Genomic DNA, 14479 nt, shown 5'->3' with positions numbered 1-14479 from the left:
GTCCGACAACGTGTGCCGCGGCCCCATCGTATAGCGGCCTAGTACGCTGCCCTCTCACGGCGGTAACGCGGGTTCGAATCCCGCTGGGGTCACCAACCGAAGGTCCTCGTCCACACGGACGGGGACCTTCGTCGTTCCCGGCCTGGTGTCGCATGCCGGTCACCCTGCGGTGGCCACGTCGCGGACGACGAAGCGCGGGATCTCCACGGCGACCGTCGCGCGACACGTCGAGAACGTCGGGTCCGAGTGCACACGATCGAGTGTGACCACGACGGCTCCGGCGTCCGAGTCGAGTTCGACCGACCATCCGGCCGGGTCGTCGAGCGTCTCCGGAGCGCGCACACCGCGCGGCCGGAAGGCGTCGATCCGGTGGTCTCCGGAGCGTGCCGCGGCTGCGGCGACGGCAGCCTGTTCGACGTGGGAGTACAGCGACCGCCCGCGGAAGCCGTCCGGGACGACGATCCCACGCGTCGACGCCTCGGCGATCGCGACGGGATCGAGTTCGTCGACGCGTCCGTGGTTCAGCCCGTGCGGGAACAGCATCGTCGTCGCCGCGAACCGGTCACCACCGAGGTGCGAGCACTCCCAGGTCTCATCGGGGAACACCTCCGCCAGCCGGGCTGCGACCGACCGTCCGCGCACGGCGCAGCACTCGTCGTGCCGGCCGTGGGCGCACACGGCGAAGACGGGCCGGTCGGATGGCGTTCCGGTGCTGCCGTCGAGCGGGAGCGACAGCAGCTCGTCCGGGCCGTCGGCCTCACCCCACCGCACGGTCGCGAGCCCGGTGTCGACGACTGCCCAGCGCCACCGACCGGCACCACGGGACCGGCCGGGGCGGCGGATCGCGAGGATGCGCATCCCGGCTCGCTGCACCCGACGCGCGAGGGCGATGCCGGTCTCGGGCGGGAGTGCGGGGGAGTCGGCCCAGACGTTCCAGCCCCACGCACCCGCGACCTCGACGAGCAACCAGCGGCGCCCGGGGGACGCGGTGGCGGTGAGGTCCTCGTCGCGGGACCGGGAGCGGTCGCTGCACGCCGGCCCACCGGCCGAGCGGGGGAGTCGTGGATCGGCCGGACCCGTGCGTCGCCACTCGGTCACGACGCCGGTACCAGCACGCCCTCCCGGAGGAGCCGACGGACCACGACGACGGCGTCGTCCTCGTCGAGGCCCGGCAGGGACCCGACGGCGTGCGTCCCTCCGGCGTGCAGCGCGCGCACGGCCTGACCACACGATGCCGGCAGGCGGATCGTCGTCGTCGGCAGGACGACGGCCACGCGCTCGCCCTCGTCGCGGACGTCGGCGCGGAGTCCCTCGCGCCACCGGACCCGATCGCCGGCCGAGAGCGTGCCGAGGAGGTCGACCGTCTGCAGCGGGCGGACCGGCTCCGGACGGGTGGAGCGACGGAACCGCGACCCGACGGTGTGCGCGACCTCGTCGACGGCCGAGCCGACCGACGCCGACTCGAGGAACCCGATGAGGTCCTCGGCAGCGGCGCGGACGTCCGTCGCGATCTGGTCCGGGTCGCCGAGGTCGACACCGAGGGGCAGCGATGCGCGGAGTCGGTCCGATCGGAGCGCACGGGTGATGAGGTCCCGCGCGAGGTCGGCCCGGGTGACGGCGGGGATGCCGATCGTCAGGTGGATCGTCGTGCCGCCGAGTGCGGTCGCGGAGTGCAGCCAACCGCGAGGGAGGTAGAGCGCGTCACCTGGACGGAGCACGGTGTCGATCGCGGGTGCCCCTGCTGCCCGCGCGGCGACCTCGTCGCGTCGGTCGCTCCACGGTTCGTCGGCGAACGGGAGCTCGTGCACGGGCTCGTGGATCACCCAGCGCTTCGCCCCGGCGATCTGCAGGACGAACACGTCGTGCACGTCGTAGTGCGGGTCGAAGCCGCGCGACGACGCCGGCGTGATGTAAGCGTTGACCTGCGCGGGATGCCCGAGCTCCGCGACGAGCCGTCGCGTGAACTCCTGGATCGGCGGCCACGTGCGGTGGAGGCCCTGCAGGACGATCGTCGAGCCGGCAGCGAACTCGGCGAGGACCTTCTCGGAGCTGACCTGGTCGCCGACCTCGGCGCCGTAGCCACCGGGTGCGGTGAAGGCGCTCTGCGGGAGCACGGTGCCGTCCTTCGCCATCCGGATGAACGGCGTCCGGAGTCCTCGGAGCGAGAGCAGCTCGTCGGCGGCTTCGGAGGAGAACAGGTCGACGAACGTCGAGCCGAGGTCAGCGGCGCTGCTCAGGAGCGCGCGGCGACCCCAGTACTCGTCGGCGAACCGGGCGACGGGGACGGCGATGCACCGCTCGAGGGCGCGCGCCGTCTCCGTCGTCTCCGGTCCTCGGCTCACGCGGAGCCGTCCGCGCCGCCGTCGTGTCCGTTCGGGTTGGCGCCGCCGTCGGCCGGGCCTTCGCCGGCGTCTGCGGAGCCGTCGGCACCGCCGTCGTGTCCGTTCGGGTTGGCGCCGCCGTCGGCCGGGCCTTCGCCGGCGTCTGCGGAGCCGTCGGCACCGCCGTCATGTCCGTTCGGGTTGGCGCCGCCGTCAGCGGGGCCTTCGCCCGCGCTCTGGGGATCCGTGGTGATGTCGTCGTCGTTGATGCTCATGTGCGTCCCTCTCCGTCGTGCGGCCGGGTGCCGTCTGTGCCCGAGCGTAGGACGTCCGGCTGGCGGTGGTCCAGGTTCGTCCGAGCAGGAGGCGTGTTGCGGAGTCCCGGTAAGGTGGGGGAGTCGTCTGACCCGGCAGTGGGGCCTGCCGGACCCAACCGTGACCGATCGGTCACCAACGGTCCCTATCCCGAGAACACCGCACGCGCGGACGACCTCCGGCGTGCTCGGCGATAGGAGCACCTCCGTGCACGACGAACCCCGACGGCACCTCACCGACTCCGGGAACATCCCGATCGACCCGGACGTCGAGGTCGAGGAGTCCGACACCAGACCCGAGCGGCCGCCACACCTGCGCTGGGGGTACCTCGGCGTCGTGGCGCTCGGCGGGGCGATCGGGACCGCGTTCCGCGCCGTGCTGGCCGACCTCGTCCCCGCCGTCGACGGGATCAGCTGGACGATCCTCGCCATCAACGTCGTCGGGGCGTTCTGCATCGGGCTGCTGCTCGAGGCGTTGGCGCACCGCGGGCCGGACGTCGGTCGGCGTCGGCGCCTGCGGCTCTTCGTCGGCACAGGGGTGCTCGGCGGGTTCACGACGTACAGCACGCTCGCCGACGACACCGCGCAGCTGCTCGGGGACGGACGGTGGGGTGCTGGGAGCGGGTACGCGCTGCTCACGGTCGTGCTGGGACTGCTCGCCGTGGTCGCCGGGCTCTGGGTGTCGACGCTGCTGCGGCCACGGGGAGCCACCCGGTGAGCGCGCTCGAACTGCTGCTCGTCGCCGTCGGCGGGGGAGTCGGGGCGGCGCTCCGCTTCCTGCTCGACGGGCTCGTGAAGGCCAGGGTCAGCGGCTTCCCGCTCGGTACGCTCGTCATCAACGTCTCCGGGTCGCTGGTCCTCGGGCTCCTGACGGGACTCGGGCAGGCCGGGACGCTCCCGCTCCCGGCGGTCGCCATCCTCGGCACGGGCATGATGGGTGGGTACACGACGTTCTCGACGGCGAGTGTCGAGACCGTGCAGCTCCTCCGATCCGGCAAGACCCGGCTCGCCGTCCTGAACGGCCTCGGCATGCTCGTCGTCTCGGTCGGCGCAGCCGCGCTCGGCCTCTTGCTCGGAAGGAACACATGACCTCGGAACGCCCCGGCGAACTCGTCCTCGTCCGTCACGGAGAGACGGAGTGGTCGAAGAGCGGGCAGCACACCGGCCGCACCGACATCCCGCTCACCGAGAACGGGGTCGAGCAGGCGAAGCGTGCCGGCCGGTACCTCGCGGACCGCGACTTCGCGCTCGCGCTGTCGAGCCCGCTGCAGCGTGCCCGGGACACCGCTGCACTCATCGGCGTGGACCCCGAGGTCGACGAGGACCTGTACGAGTGGGACTACGGCGCGTACGAGGGCCTCACGACACCGCAGATCAAGGTGCTCCGGCACGGGCCGTGGGACCTCTGGACCGACGGCGTGCCCGCAGGGGACACACCGGGTGAGAACGCCGCCGAGGTCCGTGTCCGGGCTGAGCGCGTGCTCGACCGAGCGCGTCCGGTGCTCGCGGAGGGGCAGGACGCCGTCTTCATCGCCCACGGGCACGTGCTCCGCGCGATCGGCGCCGCGTGGATCCGGCTCGCGCCGCAGGACGGTGCCGTGCTGAAGCTCGGGACCGCGTCCGTCAGCACGCTGGGGTACGAGCACGGGCGTCCGGTCATCGACTCCTGGAACGTCCAGCCGGACTGACGTCCAGCCCGCCTGACGTCCGGCCCGACTGACGGCTGTCCCGGCTACCGCAGGACGGCGGCCATCCCGAGGCTCGGCGCGACGTCGTCGAGCCCGAGCGAGCGGTACAGCCGCTGCCCGGGCGGGTCCCCGATGAGCGACACGTAGGCGCCCTCCGGTGCCCGCGACCGGATGTCCGCGATGAGCCACTCGAGCACGCGCCGACCGAGACCGCGCCGCTGGTGCGCCGGATCGGTGGCGACGTCCGCGATGTGGAAGTACCAGCCGCCGTCGCCCAGCACGCGACCCATCGCGACCGGCGTTCCAGCCGCGTCGACCACGTGGCAGGCTGACCAGCTCCCGCTGATCGCGCCGGCGCCCTGGTCGGCCCGGACCGGGGTCAGTCCGGAGTCGCGGCGGAGGCGGAGGTAGTCGTCGAGCGGCGGCGGCCCGGCGACGAGTCGGTAGTCGTCCATGTGTCGATCCTGCCGGGCGCCGCCGACAGCCGCCGACGCGTCCGCCCGGTCAGACCGTGCGGATCGAGGTCGTCGCGCCGAGGGCTCGACCGCGGCGCCGTTCGATCGCGCGTCCGACGAACAGCAGCGCGACGCTCACCAGTGCTCCGAGCGTCGTCTGTGCGACGCGGTCCAGGGCGAGGAGCTCCGGCGCCTCGGGGAGGCTCAACCAGGAGACAGCGAGCGCGAGCGGCGTGAGGAACAGCAGGCAGACCGCGTAGTTCCGCGCGACGAAGATCTCCGCGAAGAACTGTCCGACGACCGCGATGAGCACGATCCACCACGCTCCGGGTTCGAGGAGCAGGATCCCGACCGCGATCACCGTGCCCCCGATCGTGCCGATGAAGCGCTGGAACGCCCGGAGGACGGTGTGCCGTTGCCGGATGGCCGGGAGCGTCGACACGACGGCGATCACCGCCCAGTACGGGTGCCCGAGCCCCGGGATGGTCTCCGCGATGGCACCGGCGACGAGGGCCCCGACGACGTTGAGCGCGACGGTCTCCCACAGTGCGGGGGTGCTGAGGATCCCGAAGCCCCGTTCCTTCATCGGCGCGAGCGGCCGGAAGCGGTGCGGCGCGCGCGGGTGCCACACGCGGCGGATGACGAACCCGGACATCGCGACGAGCCACGCCCACGCGACGGAGCACACGATGATCGTCGCGACGAGCGGCAGGTCCGACGGCCGCAGCGGCACGAGCGAGGACACCAGGAACGCGAACGTCGGGAAGATCGGCTGCGCCGGGATCGACCGGAGCGTGCTCAGCGTGCAGACCGCGACGACGAGCACGACGACCAGCCCGACGGCCTGCAACCAGAGGGGTGCACCGACGATCGAGACCGCGATCCCTGCGAACATGCACAGGGCCTGCAGTCCCCCTGCGATTCCCGTGGTCACGGCGCGCTGCCGGTACGGCTCCGTGGCGCCGAAGATCGCGGTGAACCCCGCGAACATCGCGAAGGCTGCGTAGCCCGGCATCCCGAGGGCGATGAGCAGTGCGAGGGGAGCGGCGCCCGCGATCGCGGCGCGCGTCGCGCCCTCGAGGTTGACCGTGCGGGCGGAGTGCGTCGGAGTCGTCATGTCCCGGCCATTCTCCCACCGCGACAGGTGTCGGAGAACGCGAGTCGAGCCTCCAGTCCGGCCGGAAACCGGCCGCGATGCGGGCTGCACCGGCGTCGGACGCGTTGGTATACCAGTGCTAGACTCGCCGGATCGCGCCGCGTCAGCGGCATCGAACCGATGCGAACGGAAGGGTCGAGGTCATGGGTAGGACACTCGCCGAGAAGGTCTGGGACGACCACGTCGTGGTCAAGGGCGAGGACGGCAACCCCGACCTCCTCTACATCGACCTCCACCTCGTGCACGAGGTCACGAGCCCTCAGGCCTTCGACGGTCTCCGCCAGGCCGGCCGCCCGGTGCGCCGCCTCGACCTGACGATCGCGACGGAGGACCACAACACCCCGACGCTCGCGATCGACCGGCCCATCGCCGACCCGACGAGCCGCACCCAGATCGAGACGCTCCGCCGTAACTGCGCGGAGTTCGGCGTCCGCCTGCACTCGCTCGGCGACAAGGAGCAGGGCATCGTGCACGTCGTGGGCCCGCAGCTCGGCCTGACGATGCCGGGCATCACGGTGGTCTGCGGCGACTCGCACACCTCGACGCACGGTGCGTTCGGCGCGATGGCGTTCGGCATCGGGACGAGCGAGGTCGAGCACGTGCTCGCCACGCAGACGCTGCCGCTGAAGCCCTTCAAGACGATGGCCATCACCGTCGAGGGCACCCTGCGCCCCGGCGTGACGGCGAAGGACATCATCCTCGCGGTCATCGCGAAGATCGGAACCGGCGGCGGACAGGGCTACGTGCTCGAGTACCGCGGTTCGGCGATCCGGGCGCTCTCGATGGAGGGGCGCATGACGATCTGCAACATGTCGATCGAAGCGGGTGCCCGCGCCGGCATGGTCGGTCCCGACCAGACCACCTACGACTACGTGCAGGGCCGCGACCACGCCCCGACCGGTGCCGACTGGGACGAGGCCGTCGCGTACTGGGACACGCTGAACACCGACGACGACGCGGTGTTCGACGCCGAGGTGTTCATCGACGCCGACGCGCTCGAGCCCTTCGTCACCTGGGGAACGAACCCGGGCCAGGGCGTCTCGCTCTCCGAGTCCGTGCCCGACCCAGCCGACTACACCGACCCCAACGACCAGGCAGCGGCACAGCGCGCGCTGGAGTACATGGACATCACCGCGGGCACGCCGATGAAGGACATCGCCGTCGACGCGGTCTTCATGGGCTCGTGCACGAACTCGCGCATCGAGGACCTCCGCGCGTTCGCGTCCGTCATCAAGGGGCGCACCAAGGCCGAGGGCGTCCGCGTCATGGTGGTGCCCGGCTCCGCACGGGTCCGGCTCGAGGCCGAGGCCGAGGGGCTCGACAAGGTCTTCACCGACTTCGGGGCCGAGTGGCGCTTCGCCGGTTGCTCGATGTGCCTCGGCATGAACCCCGACCAGCTCGCGCCGGGGGAGCGCTGCGCGTCGACCTCGAACCGCAACTTCGAGGGACGTCAGGGCAAGGGCGGCCGAACCCACCTCGTGTCGCCGCTCGTCGCAGCCGCCACCGCCGTCCGCGGGACGCTGTCGAGTCCGTGGGACCTGGAAACCGAAGCAGCAACCGCTCTGGAAGGGGCAGTCTGATGGAGAAGATCGGCACCGTCACCGGGATCGCCGCACCGCTGAAGCGGTCGAACGTCGACACCGACCAGATCATCCCCGCCGTGTACCTCAAGCGCGTCACCAAGACCGGCTTCGAGGACGCGTTGTTCTCCGGGTGGCGCCAGGACCCGTCGTTCGTGCTGAACCAGGAGCCCTTCGACCGCGCGAAGGTGCTCGTCGCCGGTCCCGACTTCGGCACCGGGTCGTCGCGCGAGCACGCCGTATGGGCACTCCGCGACTTCGGCTTCCGGGTCGTCATCTCGCCCCGGTTCGCGGACATCTTCAAGGGCAACGCGGGCAAGCAGGGCCTGGTCACCGCAATCGTGACCGAACCGGAAGTCGAGCGCCTGTGGGCCGCCATCGAGGCGAACCCGGGCATCGAGGCGACCGTGGACCTCGCGGCGCAGCGCGTGTCGCTGGGCGATGTGGACGTGGCATTCGAGATCGACGCTTACACTCGTTGGCGGTTGATGGAAGGGCTCGACGACATCGGGCTCACCCTCCGTGACGAGACCTCGATCACGGAGTTCGAATCCCGCCGTGGAAACTGGCGGCCGAAAACATTGCCGGTGAAGTAGTGAACTCTCTCGTACAGGACGCAGCAGCAGCTGGGGCACGCGTCGGGTTGAAGTCGGACGAGATCGTCATCCGCGGCGGCAAGCCGCTGGTCGGACGCATCGAGGTCCGCGGCGCGAAGAACCTCGCGACGAAGGCCATGGTGGCCTCCCTGCTCGGCGACACCCCGTCGATCCTCAAGGACGTCCCGGACATCTCCGACGTCAAGGTCGTCCGCGCGCTGCTCGAGGTGCACGGTGTGCGCATCACGGATCCTGCACGAGGCGAGCTCATCCTCGACCCGTCGAACGTCGAGTCGGCGCACTTCGCCGAGATCGACGCGCACGCCGGGTCGAGCCGCATCCCGATCCTGTTCTGCGGCCCGCTGCTGCACAAGCTCGGCGAGGCGTTCATCCCCGACCTCGGTGGCTGCCGCATCGGCGACCGCCCGATCGACTTCCACCTCGACGCGCTGCGCGCCATGGGTGCGGTCGTCGACAAGCAGGTCTCCGGCATCCACATCACGGCGCCGAACGGCCTCAAGGGCGCGAACATCGAGCTGCCGTACCCGAGCGTCGGTGCGACCGAGCAGGTCCTGCTGTCGTCGGTGCTCGCCGACGGCACGACCGAGCTCCGGAACGCCGCGATCGAGCCCGAGATCATGGACCTCATCGCGATCCTGCAGAAGATGGGCGCGATCATCACGGTCGAGCCGAGCCGCACGATCTTCATCGAGGGCGTCGAGTCGCTCCGCGGCTACACCCACCGCGCGATCAACGACCGCAACGAGGCAGCGAGCTGGGCCTCCGCCGCACTCGCGACCAACGGCGACATCTTCGTCGAGGGCGCGAAGCAGCAGGAGCTCATGACGTTCCTCAACGTCTTCCGGAAGGTCGGCGGCGGGTTCGACATCCAGGAGGACGGCATCCGGTTCTACCGGGAGCTCGAGGTCCTCAAGCCCGTCGTCATCGAGACCGACGTGCACCCCGGCTTCATGACGGACTGGCAGCAGCCGCTCGTCGTCGCGCTGACGCAGGCCGACGGCCAGAGCATCGTGCACGAGACCGTCTACGAGAACCGCTTCGGCTTCACCGAGGCCCTCAACGAGATGGGTGCCGACATCGTCGTGCACAAGGAAGGGCTCCCCGGGCACGACCGCCGGGTCGCCCGTCGTCCCTTCGAGCAGGCAGCGGTGATCACCGGCCCGACGAAGCTGCACGGCGCGAACGTGCGTGTCCCGGACCTCCGCGGCGGCTTCAGCCACCTCATCGCGGCACTGACCGCCGAGGGGGAGTCGCACATCACGAACGTCGGCATCATCAGCCGCGGGTACGAGCACTTCATCCCGAAGCTGCGCAAGCTCGGGGCGGACTTCGACTTCGCTGGCTGAGATGGCTGACGACCACCGCGGTGCGCCCGCGGGCAACGACCGTGGCGTGGCCGGCGGCGACCGCGGCGCACCCGACGGCACGCCCGGCCGCGACCTCGACCGTGTGACCACCGGCCTGCCGAACCCCGGCCGTCGGTGGAAGCGTGGTGACCTCAACCTGGCGTTCCGGATCACCGCGTTCTTCGTGATCCCGACTTTCCGGTTCACCGCGCGCTACCACTGGCACGGCCGGAACCGGTTGCCGGAGCAGGGCGCGTTCGTCCTCGCGCCGAACCACTACACGAACATCGATCCGCTCGTCGTGGGCACCGCGGTGTACCTCAGCCGCCGGCAGCCGCGATTCCTGGCGAAGGCGTCGCTGTTCCGCGTCCCCGTGTTCGGCAAGCTCATGAGCGGCATGGGGCAGATCCCGGTCGAGCGGTCTGGTCGAACCCGCATCAGCGATCCCCTCGGCGGCGGCCGGTCCCTCATGGAGCGCGGTGGCGCCGTGATCGTCTACCCGGAGGGGACGCTGACGCGCGACCCCGACCTGTGGCCGATGCGCGGCAAGACCGGCGCGGTGCGGATCGCGCTCGAGAACGACGTGCCGCTCATCCCGATGGCGCACTGGGGCACGCAGCAGATCATGGCGCGGTACTCGAACAAGCTCCGGCTGTTCCCGCCGTCGCGCGTGGACGTCGTGTTCGGCGACCCCGTCGACCTGTCGGCGTTCCGCGGACGCCCGATCGACCAGCAGCTGCTCACCGAGGCGACCGCCGTCCTGATGGACCGCATCACCGAGCTCGTCGAGCAACTCCGTGGCGAGCAGGCACCGGCGACCCGGTGGGACCCGTCGACGAAGAACCAGAAGGAAACCGGCAAGTTTGAGTGACGCACCCAGCACCGGCACGCGTGCCGGCGCACCAGGCCTCCGCCCGCACGACGACCACCCGGATCCCACGGCTGCCGCACGTGGCGCGGTCGACACCGCCGCGATCCGCGTCGTCATGCAGTCCACGGACAAGCCCCGCGTGGCGGTCATCGGTGCCGGCAGCTGGGGGACCACGTTCGCGAAGGTCCTCGCCGAGGGCGGCGCCGAGACCGTCGTCTGGGCGCGTCGACCCGAGGTCGCCCGAGAGATCACCGAGACCAAGCGCAACTCGGACTACCTGCCCGGCATCAACCTGCCGCGCACGTTGACCGCGTCGACCTCGTTGGCCGCCGTGCTGCAGGGCGCGCAGCAGGTCTACGTCTCCGTGCCGTCGCAGACGCTGCGGTCGAACCTGGAGGCCATCCGCGAACTGCTCCCGGCTGACGTCCCCGTCGTCAGCCTGATGAAGGGCGTCGAGAAGGCCACGGGTCTCCGGATGAGCGAGGTCCTGCTCCAGGGACTCGAGATCGACCAGGACCGCATCGCGGTGGCCAGTGGTCCGAACCTGGCGCTCGAGATCGCGCGACGGCAGCCGACCGCGGCCGTGGTGTCCTCGACGAGTGCCGACACCGCCAGTGCGGTGGCTGCGGTCGCGACCAACCCCTACTTCCGGTCGTTCATCAACACGGACGTCATCGGCACCGAGTTCGGCGGGGTGCTGAAGAACCTCATCGCCGTCGCGATCGGCATCGTGGACGGCGTCGGCTACGGCGAGAACACGAAGGCGTCGATCATCACCCGCGGGCTCGCGGAGATGACGGAGTTCGCCGTGTCGCTCGGTGCCCAGCCCTCGACGCTGTCCGGTCTCGCGGGACTCGGCGACCTCATCGCGACGTGCCAGTCGCCGCTGTCGCGGAACAACACCGCCGGGCGCCTGCTCGGCCAGGGGTACCGCTTCGACGAGGTCGTCCGGCAGATGAACCAGACCGCGGAGGGGCTGGCGTCCGTCGCGCCGATCCTCGAACTCGCGCGGGCGAACGGCGTCGACATGCCCATCGTCGGGCAGGTCGGCGAGGTCCTCGCCGGTAGGCTCGATCCGCGCAACATCGCGCCGCACCTCACCGAGACCGACGAGCCCCAGGGCGAGTGACCGGTCCGGCCACTCTGCAACCAGGAGCGCCCATGCCCACCAGCAGCACCACCGTCGTCGTCCTGTTCGGCGGCCGGTCGAGCGAACACGAGATCAGCTGCGTGACCGCCGGCGGGATCATGGACGCGGTCGACCGCACCGCGTACGAGATCGTCCCGGTCGGGATCACCAAGGACGGTGCCTTCACGCTGCAGCCGGACGACCCGGAGCAGTGGGCCCTCGTCGGCGAGCACCTTCCGACGGTGCCGGACAACGGCACGCGCGTCCGGTTCCCGAGCGCCGCCGAGCCGCGGCAGCTGACCGTCGAGCACCAGGACGGCACCGTCACCACGATCCCCGTCGACATCGTCTTCCCGATCCTGCACGGTCCGTTCGGCGAGGACGGCACCGTCCAGGGCATGCTCGAGATCGCCGGGCTGCCGTACGCCGGGGACGGCGTCCTGGCGAGTGCGCTCGCGATGGACAAGCACGTCGCGAAGGCCGTCCTCGAGCACGCCGGGCTCCGCGTGGCCCCGTGGACGACGGTGCTCCGTCGGCAGTGGCAGGCCGACGAACTCGGGGTCGCCGAGACGATCGCGGCGCACGGCTGGCCGCTCTTCGTGAAGCCCGCCCGGGCCGGTTCGAGCATGGGTGTGTCCCGGGTCGACGGGCCGGACCAGCTGGCCGCGGCGATGCACCTGGCGTTCGAGCACGACAGCAAGGTCATCGTCGAGCCCCGCGTCGTCGGTCGCGAGGTCGAGGTCGCCGTCCTCGAGGGTCGTGACGGCACGCCGCGCACGAGCCTGCCCGGCGAGATCGTCGTCGCCGAGGACGGCTTCTACGACTTCGCCGCGAAGTACCTCGGCGGGGACGAGCAGCTCCTCTGCCCGGCACCGCTGACCGAGGCCGAGACCGACGAGATCCGCTCCATCGGTGCCCGCGCCTTCGAGGCGATCGGCGGCTCCGGACTCGCCCGCGTCGACTGCTTCCTGACCGACGACGGTTTCGTCGTGAACGAGGTCAACACGATGCCGGGCTTCACCCCGTTCTCGATGTACCCGCGCTGCTGGGCGGCCACCGGGGTCAGCTACCCGGAGCTCGTCGCCGAACTCATCGAGCTGGGTCGCGCCGCCGTCCGCTGACGCGGTCGCACCGCGCGTGGTGGGCCCTTCCGCGCGTAGGGTGCCGATCCGCGCGTAGGAAGTCGTTCGTTCCGGCCACCTACGCGCGATTCGGCTTCCTACTGCGGGCGCGATGGGTAGGAACGCACGCCATGGCGGACGGGAGGCTCGTGGCGGGCCCGCCACGAGCCTCCCGTCCGGTGGTGGGTCGCGTCAGCCCTGCACGTCGGACGGGTCGAGGCACTCGTGCCCGTCCTTCGGCAGCGTCTCGACGGCGTTGCCGATGTCCTGCAGGACCTGGTCCGTGGTCTTCGTGGAGTCGATGACGACCTGCACCGCGGGGTCACGCCCGAACGTCGTGTAGACGATCTGCTTCCCCTCGTCGTCGCGGATCCAGTCGACCGACCCCTTCGAGAAGCACGGCAGGTCGGAGACCGTCGGGACCGCGACACCGCAGTGGTAGAGCGCCGCTGAGGGATCGCCCCACGCAGCGGTGGACTGGGCGTTCGTGTTGCGGAGCTGGTACTTCGTGTCGACCGCGTCCGGCAGGCGGACCTGGGCGGCTGCACACGCGGCGGCGTTCGCCGACGGAGCTGCGGTCATGGTGACGGCGTTCGTGCACCCGGTCAGTCCGGCGGCGAGGGCGACCACGACGCCGAGTCCGGCGAGGATCCGCAGGGGGCGGCGCACAGTGTCCATCGAGAGTCCAGGCTACCGTTCTCGTGTGGACGCGAAGGACGACCCCTGGACCGGACCGACCGTCGGGGAGCTCGGTGAACTCGTCGTGCTCGACCGGGTGACGTCGCGGCTTCCGCAGGGGTCGCCGCTCGTCGGGCCGGGGGACGACTGCGCCGTGGTGGCGGCTCCCGACGGCCGGTTCGTCGTGACGACCGACATGATGGTGCACGGTCCGGACTTCCGGTGGGCGTGGTCGTCGCCGTCGGACGTCGGGTGGAAGGCCGCGGCGACGAACCTCTCGGACGTCGCCGCGATGGGTGCGGTGCCCTCTGGACTGGTCGTCGCGATCGCCGCACCGCAGGACACGCCCGTCGCGGTGCTCGAGGGCATCGCGGACGGGTTCCGGCTCGCGGTCGACGCGCTCGCTCCCGGGTGCGGGGTCGTCGGGGGAGACCTGTCCACGTCATCGGCGTTCACGGTCGCCGTGACCGCCTTCGGCGACCTGCAGGACCGTGCTCCGGTGCTGCGGTCGGGGGCGCGCGTCGGCGACGTGCTGGCCGTGTCGGGTGAGCTCGGTCGCGCGGCGCGGGGGCTCGCTCGGCTGTTCCGGTCCGGTGTCGACGCGCACGGTGAGCCGTCGCGGGCCGCGGTGGTCGCCGCCGGACTCGACGAGGACCCGGACGTCGGGCGCCAGCGCCGACCGGTGCCGCCGATCGTCGACGGGCCGCTCGCTGCCGCTGCCGGTGCGACGGCGATGCTCGACCTGTCGGACGGGCTCGCGATCGACGCCGGGCGACTTGCACGGTCGAGTCGGGTGACGCTGGAGATCTCCGCGGCGCTCGACGACGTGGCGTTGCACGGGGGCGAGGATCACGGGCTGCTCGCGACGTTCCCGGCGGACGCCGTGTTGCCCGGGGGGTTCCGGCGGATCGGTGTCGTGCTGGAGCGCGGCGCGGCCGACCTCGTCCGCGACGGTGTCGCCGTCCCGACGACCGGGTGGGACCCGTACGCGGACTGGGACGGCGTCGCGGGCTGAGGGGGCGCGGGCGCGGGCGCGCGAGGTGGTTGCGCGGGCTTGCGCTCGGGGCGGCGCGAGGTGGTTGCGCGTGCAAGGAGCGACAGAGTCGCTGGGTGGATTCAGGTGGTGGTTGCAACACCTGTTTCTGTTGGTCGTGAGAGTAGTTGTTTGAGTGCTTCGGCGGGAGTCATCGCGTCGAGGCGTTT

16 protein-coding genes and 1 tRNA gene are annotated in these 14479 nt (G+C 71.3%); 11 read left to right on the top strand and 6 right to left on the bottom strand.

Going from position 1 to position 14479, the window contains the following annotated elements:
• Positions 1–19: 19 nt before the first annotated feature.
• A tRNA-Glu gene (locus tag ACIPJ2_RS18885) sits at positions 20–95 on the top strand.
• A 64-nt stretch (positions 96–159) separates the two neighbouring features.
• On the opposite strand, the gene ACIPJ2_RS18880 is transcribed toward ACIPJ2_RS18885, so the two are convergent.
• From ACIPJ2_RS18880 to ACIPJ2_RS18870, 3 genes are read right to left on the bottom strand one after another with little or no spacing between them, the layout of a single operon-like run.
• The gene (locus tag ACIPJ2_RS18880) at positions 160–1098 is read right to left on the bottom strand and encodes a sucrase ferredoxin (protein ID WP_402730134.1); all 939 of its coding nucleotides are present in this window, start codon (positions 1096–1098) and stop codon (positions 160–162) included.
• On the bottom strand, positions 1095–2342 hold the full coding sequence (locus ACIPJ2_RS18875) for a cupin domain-containing protein (RefSeq protein WP_402730133.1): 1248 nt from the start codon (positions 2340–2342) through the stop codon (positions 1095–1097). Before ACIPJ2_RS18875 ends, ACIPJ2_RS18880 begins: the two co-directional genes overlap by 4 nt.
• Positions 2339–2596 (bottom strand): BatC protein, encoded by a 258-nt coding sequence (locus ACIPJ2_RS18870; RefSeq protein ID WP_243561894.1) that lies wholly within the window; start codon positions 2594–2596, stop codon positions 2339–2341. The genes ACIPJ2_RS18875 and ACIPJ2_RS18870 overlap by 4 nt, the downstream gene beginning before the upstream one ends.
• A 247-nt stretch (positions 2597–2843) precedes the next feature.
• On the opposite strand from ACIPJ2_RS18870, the gene ACIPJ2_RS18865 reads away from it, so the two are divergent.
• The 3 genes from ACIPJ2_RS18865 to ACIPJ2_RS18855 are packed head-to-tail and all read left to right on the top strand — an operon-like array spanning position 2844 to position 4323.
• Complete coding sequence (locus ACIPJ2_RS18865; protein WP_402730132.1) at positions 2844–3353, top strand: fluoride efflux transporter FluC; 510 nt, start codon at positions 2844–2846, stop codon at positions 3351–3353.
• The gene (crcB, locus tag ACIPJ2_RS18860; RefSeq protein ID WP_402730131.1) at positions 3350–3724 is read left to right on the top strand and encodes a fluoride efflux transporter CrcB; all 375 of its coding nucleotides are present in this window, start codon (positions 3350–3352) and stop codon (positions 3722–3724) included. Before ACIPJ2_RS18865 ends, crcB begins: the two co-directional genes overlap by 4 nt.
• Positions 3721–4323 carry a histidine phosphatase family protein gene (locus tag ACIPJ2_RS18855; protein WP_281264896.1) on the top strand — a complete coding sequence of 201 codons (603 nt, stop codon included), beginning with the start codon at positions 3721–3723 and terminating at the stop codon, positions 4321–4323. The genes crcB and ACIPJ2_RS18855 overlap by 4 nt, the downstream gene beginning before the upstream one ends.
• Positions 4324–4367: 44 nt before the next feature.
• On the opposite strand, the gene ACIPJ2_RS18850 is transcribed toward ACIPJ2_RS18855, so the two are convergent.
• Together ACIPJ2_RS18850 and ACIPJ2_RS18845 are read right to left on the bottom strand one after the other, a co-directional pair.
• Positions 4368–4778: a GNAT family N-acetyltransferase gene (locus ACIPJ2_RS18850; protein ID WP_281264895.1), complete on the bottom strand. Its 411-nt coding sequence runs from the start codon at positions 4776–4778 to the stop codon at positions 4368–4370.
• A gap of 49 nt (positions 4779–4827) precedes the next feature.
• Positions 4828–5895, bottom strand: a complete 1068-nt coding sequence (locus ACIPJ2_RS18845; RefSeq protein WP_402730130.1) for an FUSC family protein — start codon at positions 5893–5895, stop codon at positions 4828–4830.
• A 182-nt stretch (positions 5896–6077) separates the two neighbouring features.
• Between ACIPJ2_RS18845 and leuC the strand changes: the two genes are divergently transcribed.
• The 6 genes from leuC (at position 6078) to ACIPJ2_RS18815 (ending at position 12598) form a co-directional block, all read left to right on the top strand.
• Positions 6078–7514: a 3-isopropylmalate dehydratase large subunit gene (leuC, locus tag ACIPJ2_RS18840; RefSeq protein WP_402730129.1), complete on the top strand. Its 1437-nt coding sequence runs from the start codon at positions 6078–6080 to the stop codon at positions 7512–7514.
• Positions 7514–8110, top strand: a complete 597-nt coding sequence (leuD, locus tag ACIPJ2_RS18835; RefSeq protein ID WP_281264892.1) for a 3-isopropylmalate dehydratase small subunit — start codon at positions 7514–7516, stop codon at positions 8108–8110. Before leuC ends, leuD begins: the two co-directional genes overlap by 1 nt.
• Entirely contained in the window at positions 8110–9477 is a 1368-nt protein-coding gene (gene murA / locus ACIPJ2_RS18830; RefSeq protein ID WP_281264891.1) for a UDP-N-acetylglucosamine 1-carboxyvinyltransferase, read from the top strand. The genes leuD and murA overlap by 1 nt, the downstream gene beginning before the upstream one ends.
• A gap of 1 nt (position 9478) precedes the next feature.
• A complete protein-coding gene (locus tag ACIPJ2_RS18825) occupies positions 9479–10348 on the top strand; it encodes a lysophospholipid acyltransferase family protein (RefSeq protein WP_402730128.1) in 870 nt (289 codons plus the stop codon).
• A 115-nt stretch (positions 10349–10463) separates the two neighbouring features.
• Positions 10464–11477: an NAD(P)H-dependent glycerol-3-phosphate dehydrogenase gene (locus ACIPJ2_RS18820; RefSeq protein WP_281267598.1), complete on the top strand. Its 1014-nt coding sequence runs from the start codon at positions 10464–10466 to the stop codon at positions 11475–11477.
• 32 nt (positions 11478–11509) lie between these two features.
• Positions 11510–12598: a D-alanine--D-alanine ligase family protein gene (locus tag ACIPJ2_RS18815; protein ID WP_402730127.1), complete on the top strand. Its 1089-nt coding sequence runs from the start codon at positions 11510–11512 to the stop codon at positions 12596–12598.
• Between the two features lie 192 nt (positions 12599–12790).
• On the opposite strand, the gene ACIPJ2_RS18810 is transcribed toward ACIPJ2_RS18815, so the two are convergent.
• Entirely contained in the window at positions 12791–13276 is a 486-nt protein-coding gene (locus ACIPJ2_RS18810; protein WP_402730126.1) for a DUF3515 family protein, read from the bottom strand.
• A gap of 25 nt (positions 13277–13301) precedes the next feature.
• Between ACIPJ2_RS18810 and thiL the strand changes: the two genes are divergently transcribed.
• Positions 13302–14291: a thiamine-phosphate kinase gene (gene thiL, locus ACIPJ2_RS18805; protein ID WP_402730125.1), complete on the top strand. Its 990-nt coding sequence runs from the start codon at positions 13302–13304 to the stop codon at positions 14289–14291.
• Positions 14292–14479: the final 188 nt, after the last annotated feature.

It is taken from the genome of Curtobacterium sp. NPDC090217 (assembly GCF_044746705.1).
GTDB lineage: Bacteria > Actinomycetota > Actinomycetes > Actinomycetales > Microbacteriaceae > Curtobacterium.
This window is presented reverse-complemented; position numbering and strand designations above follow the sequence as displayed.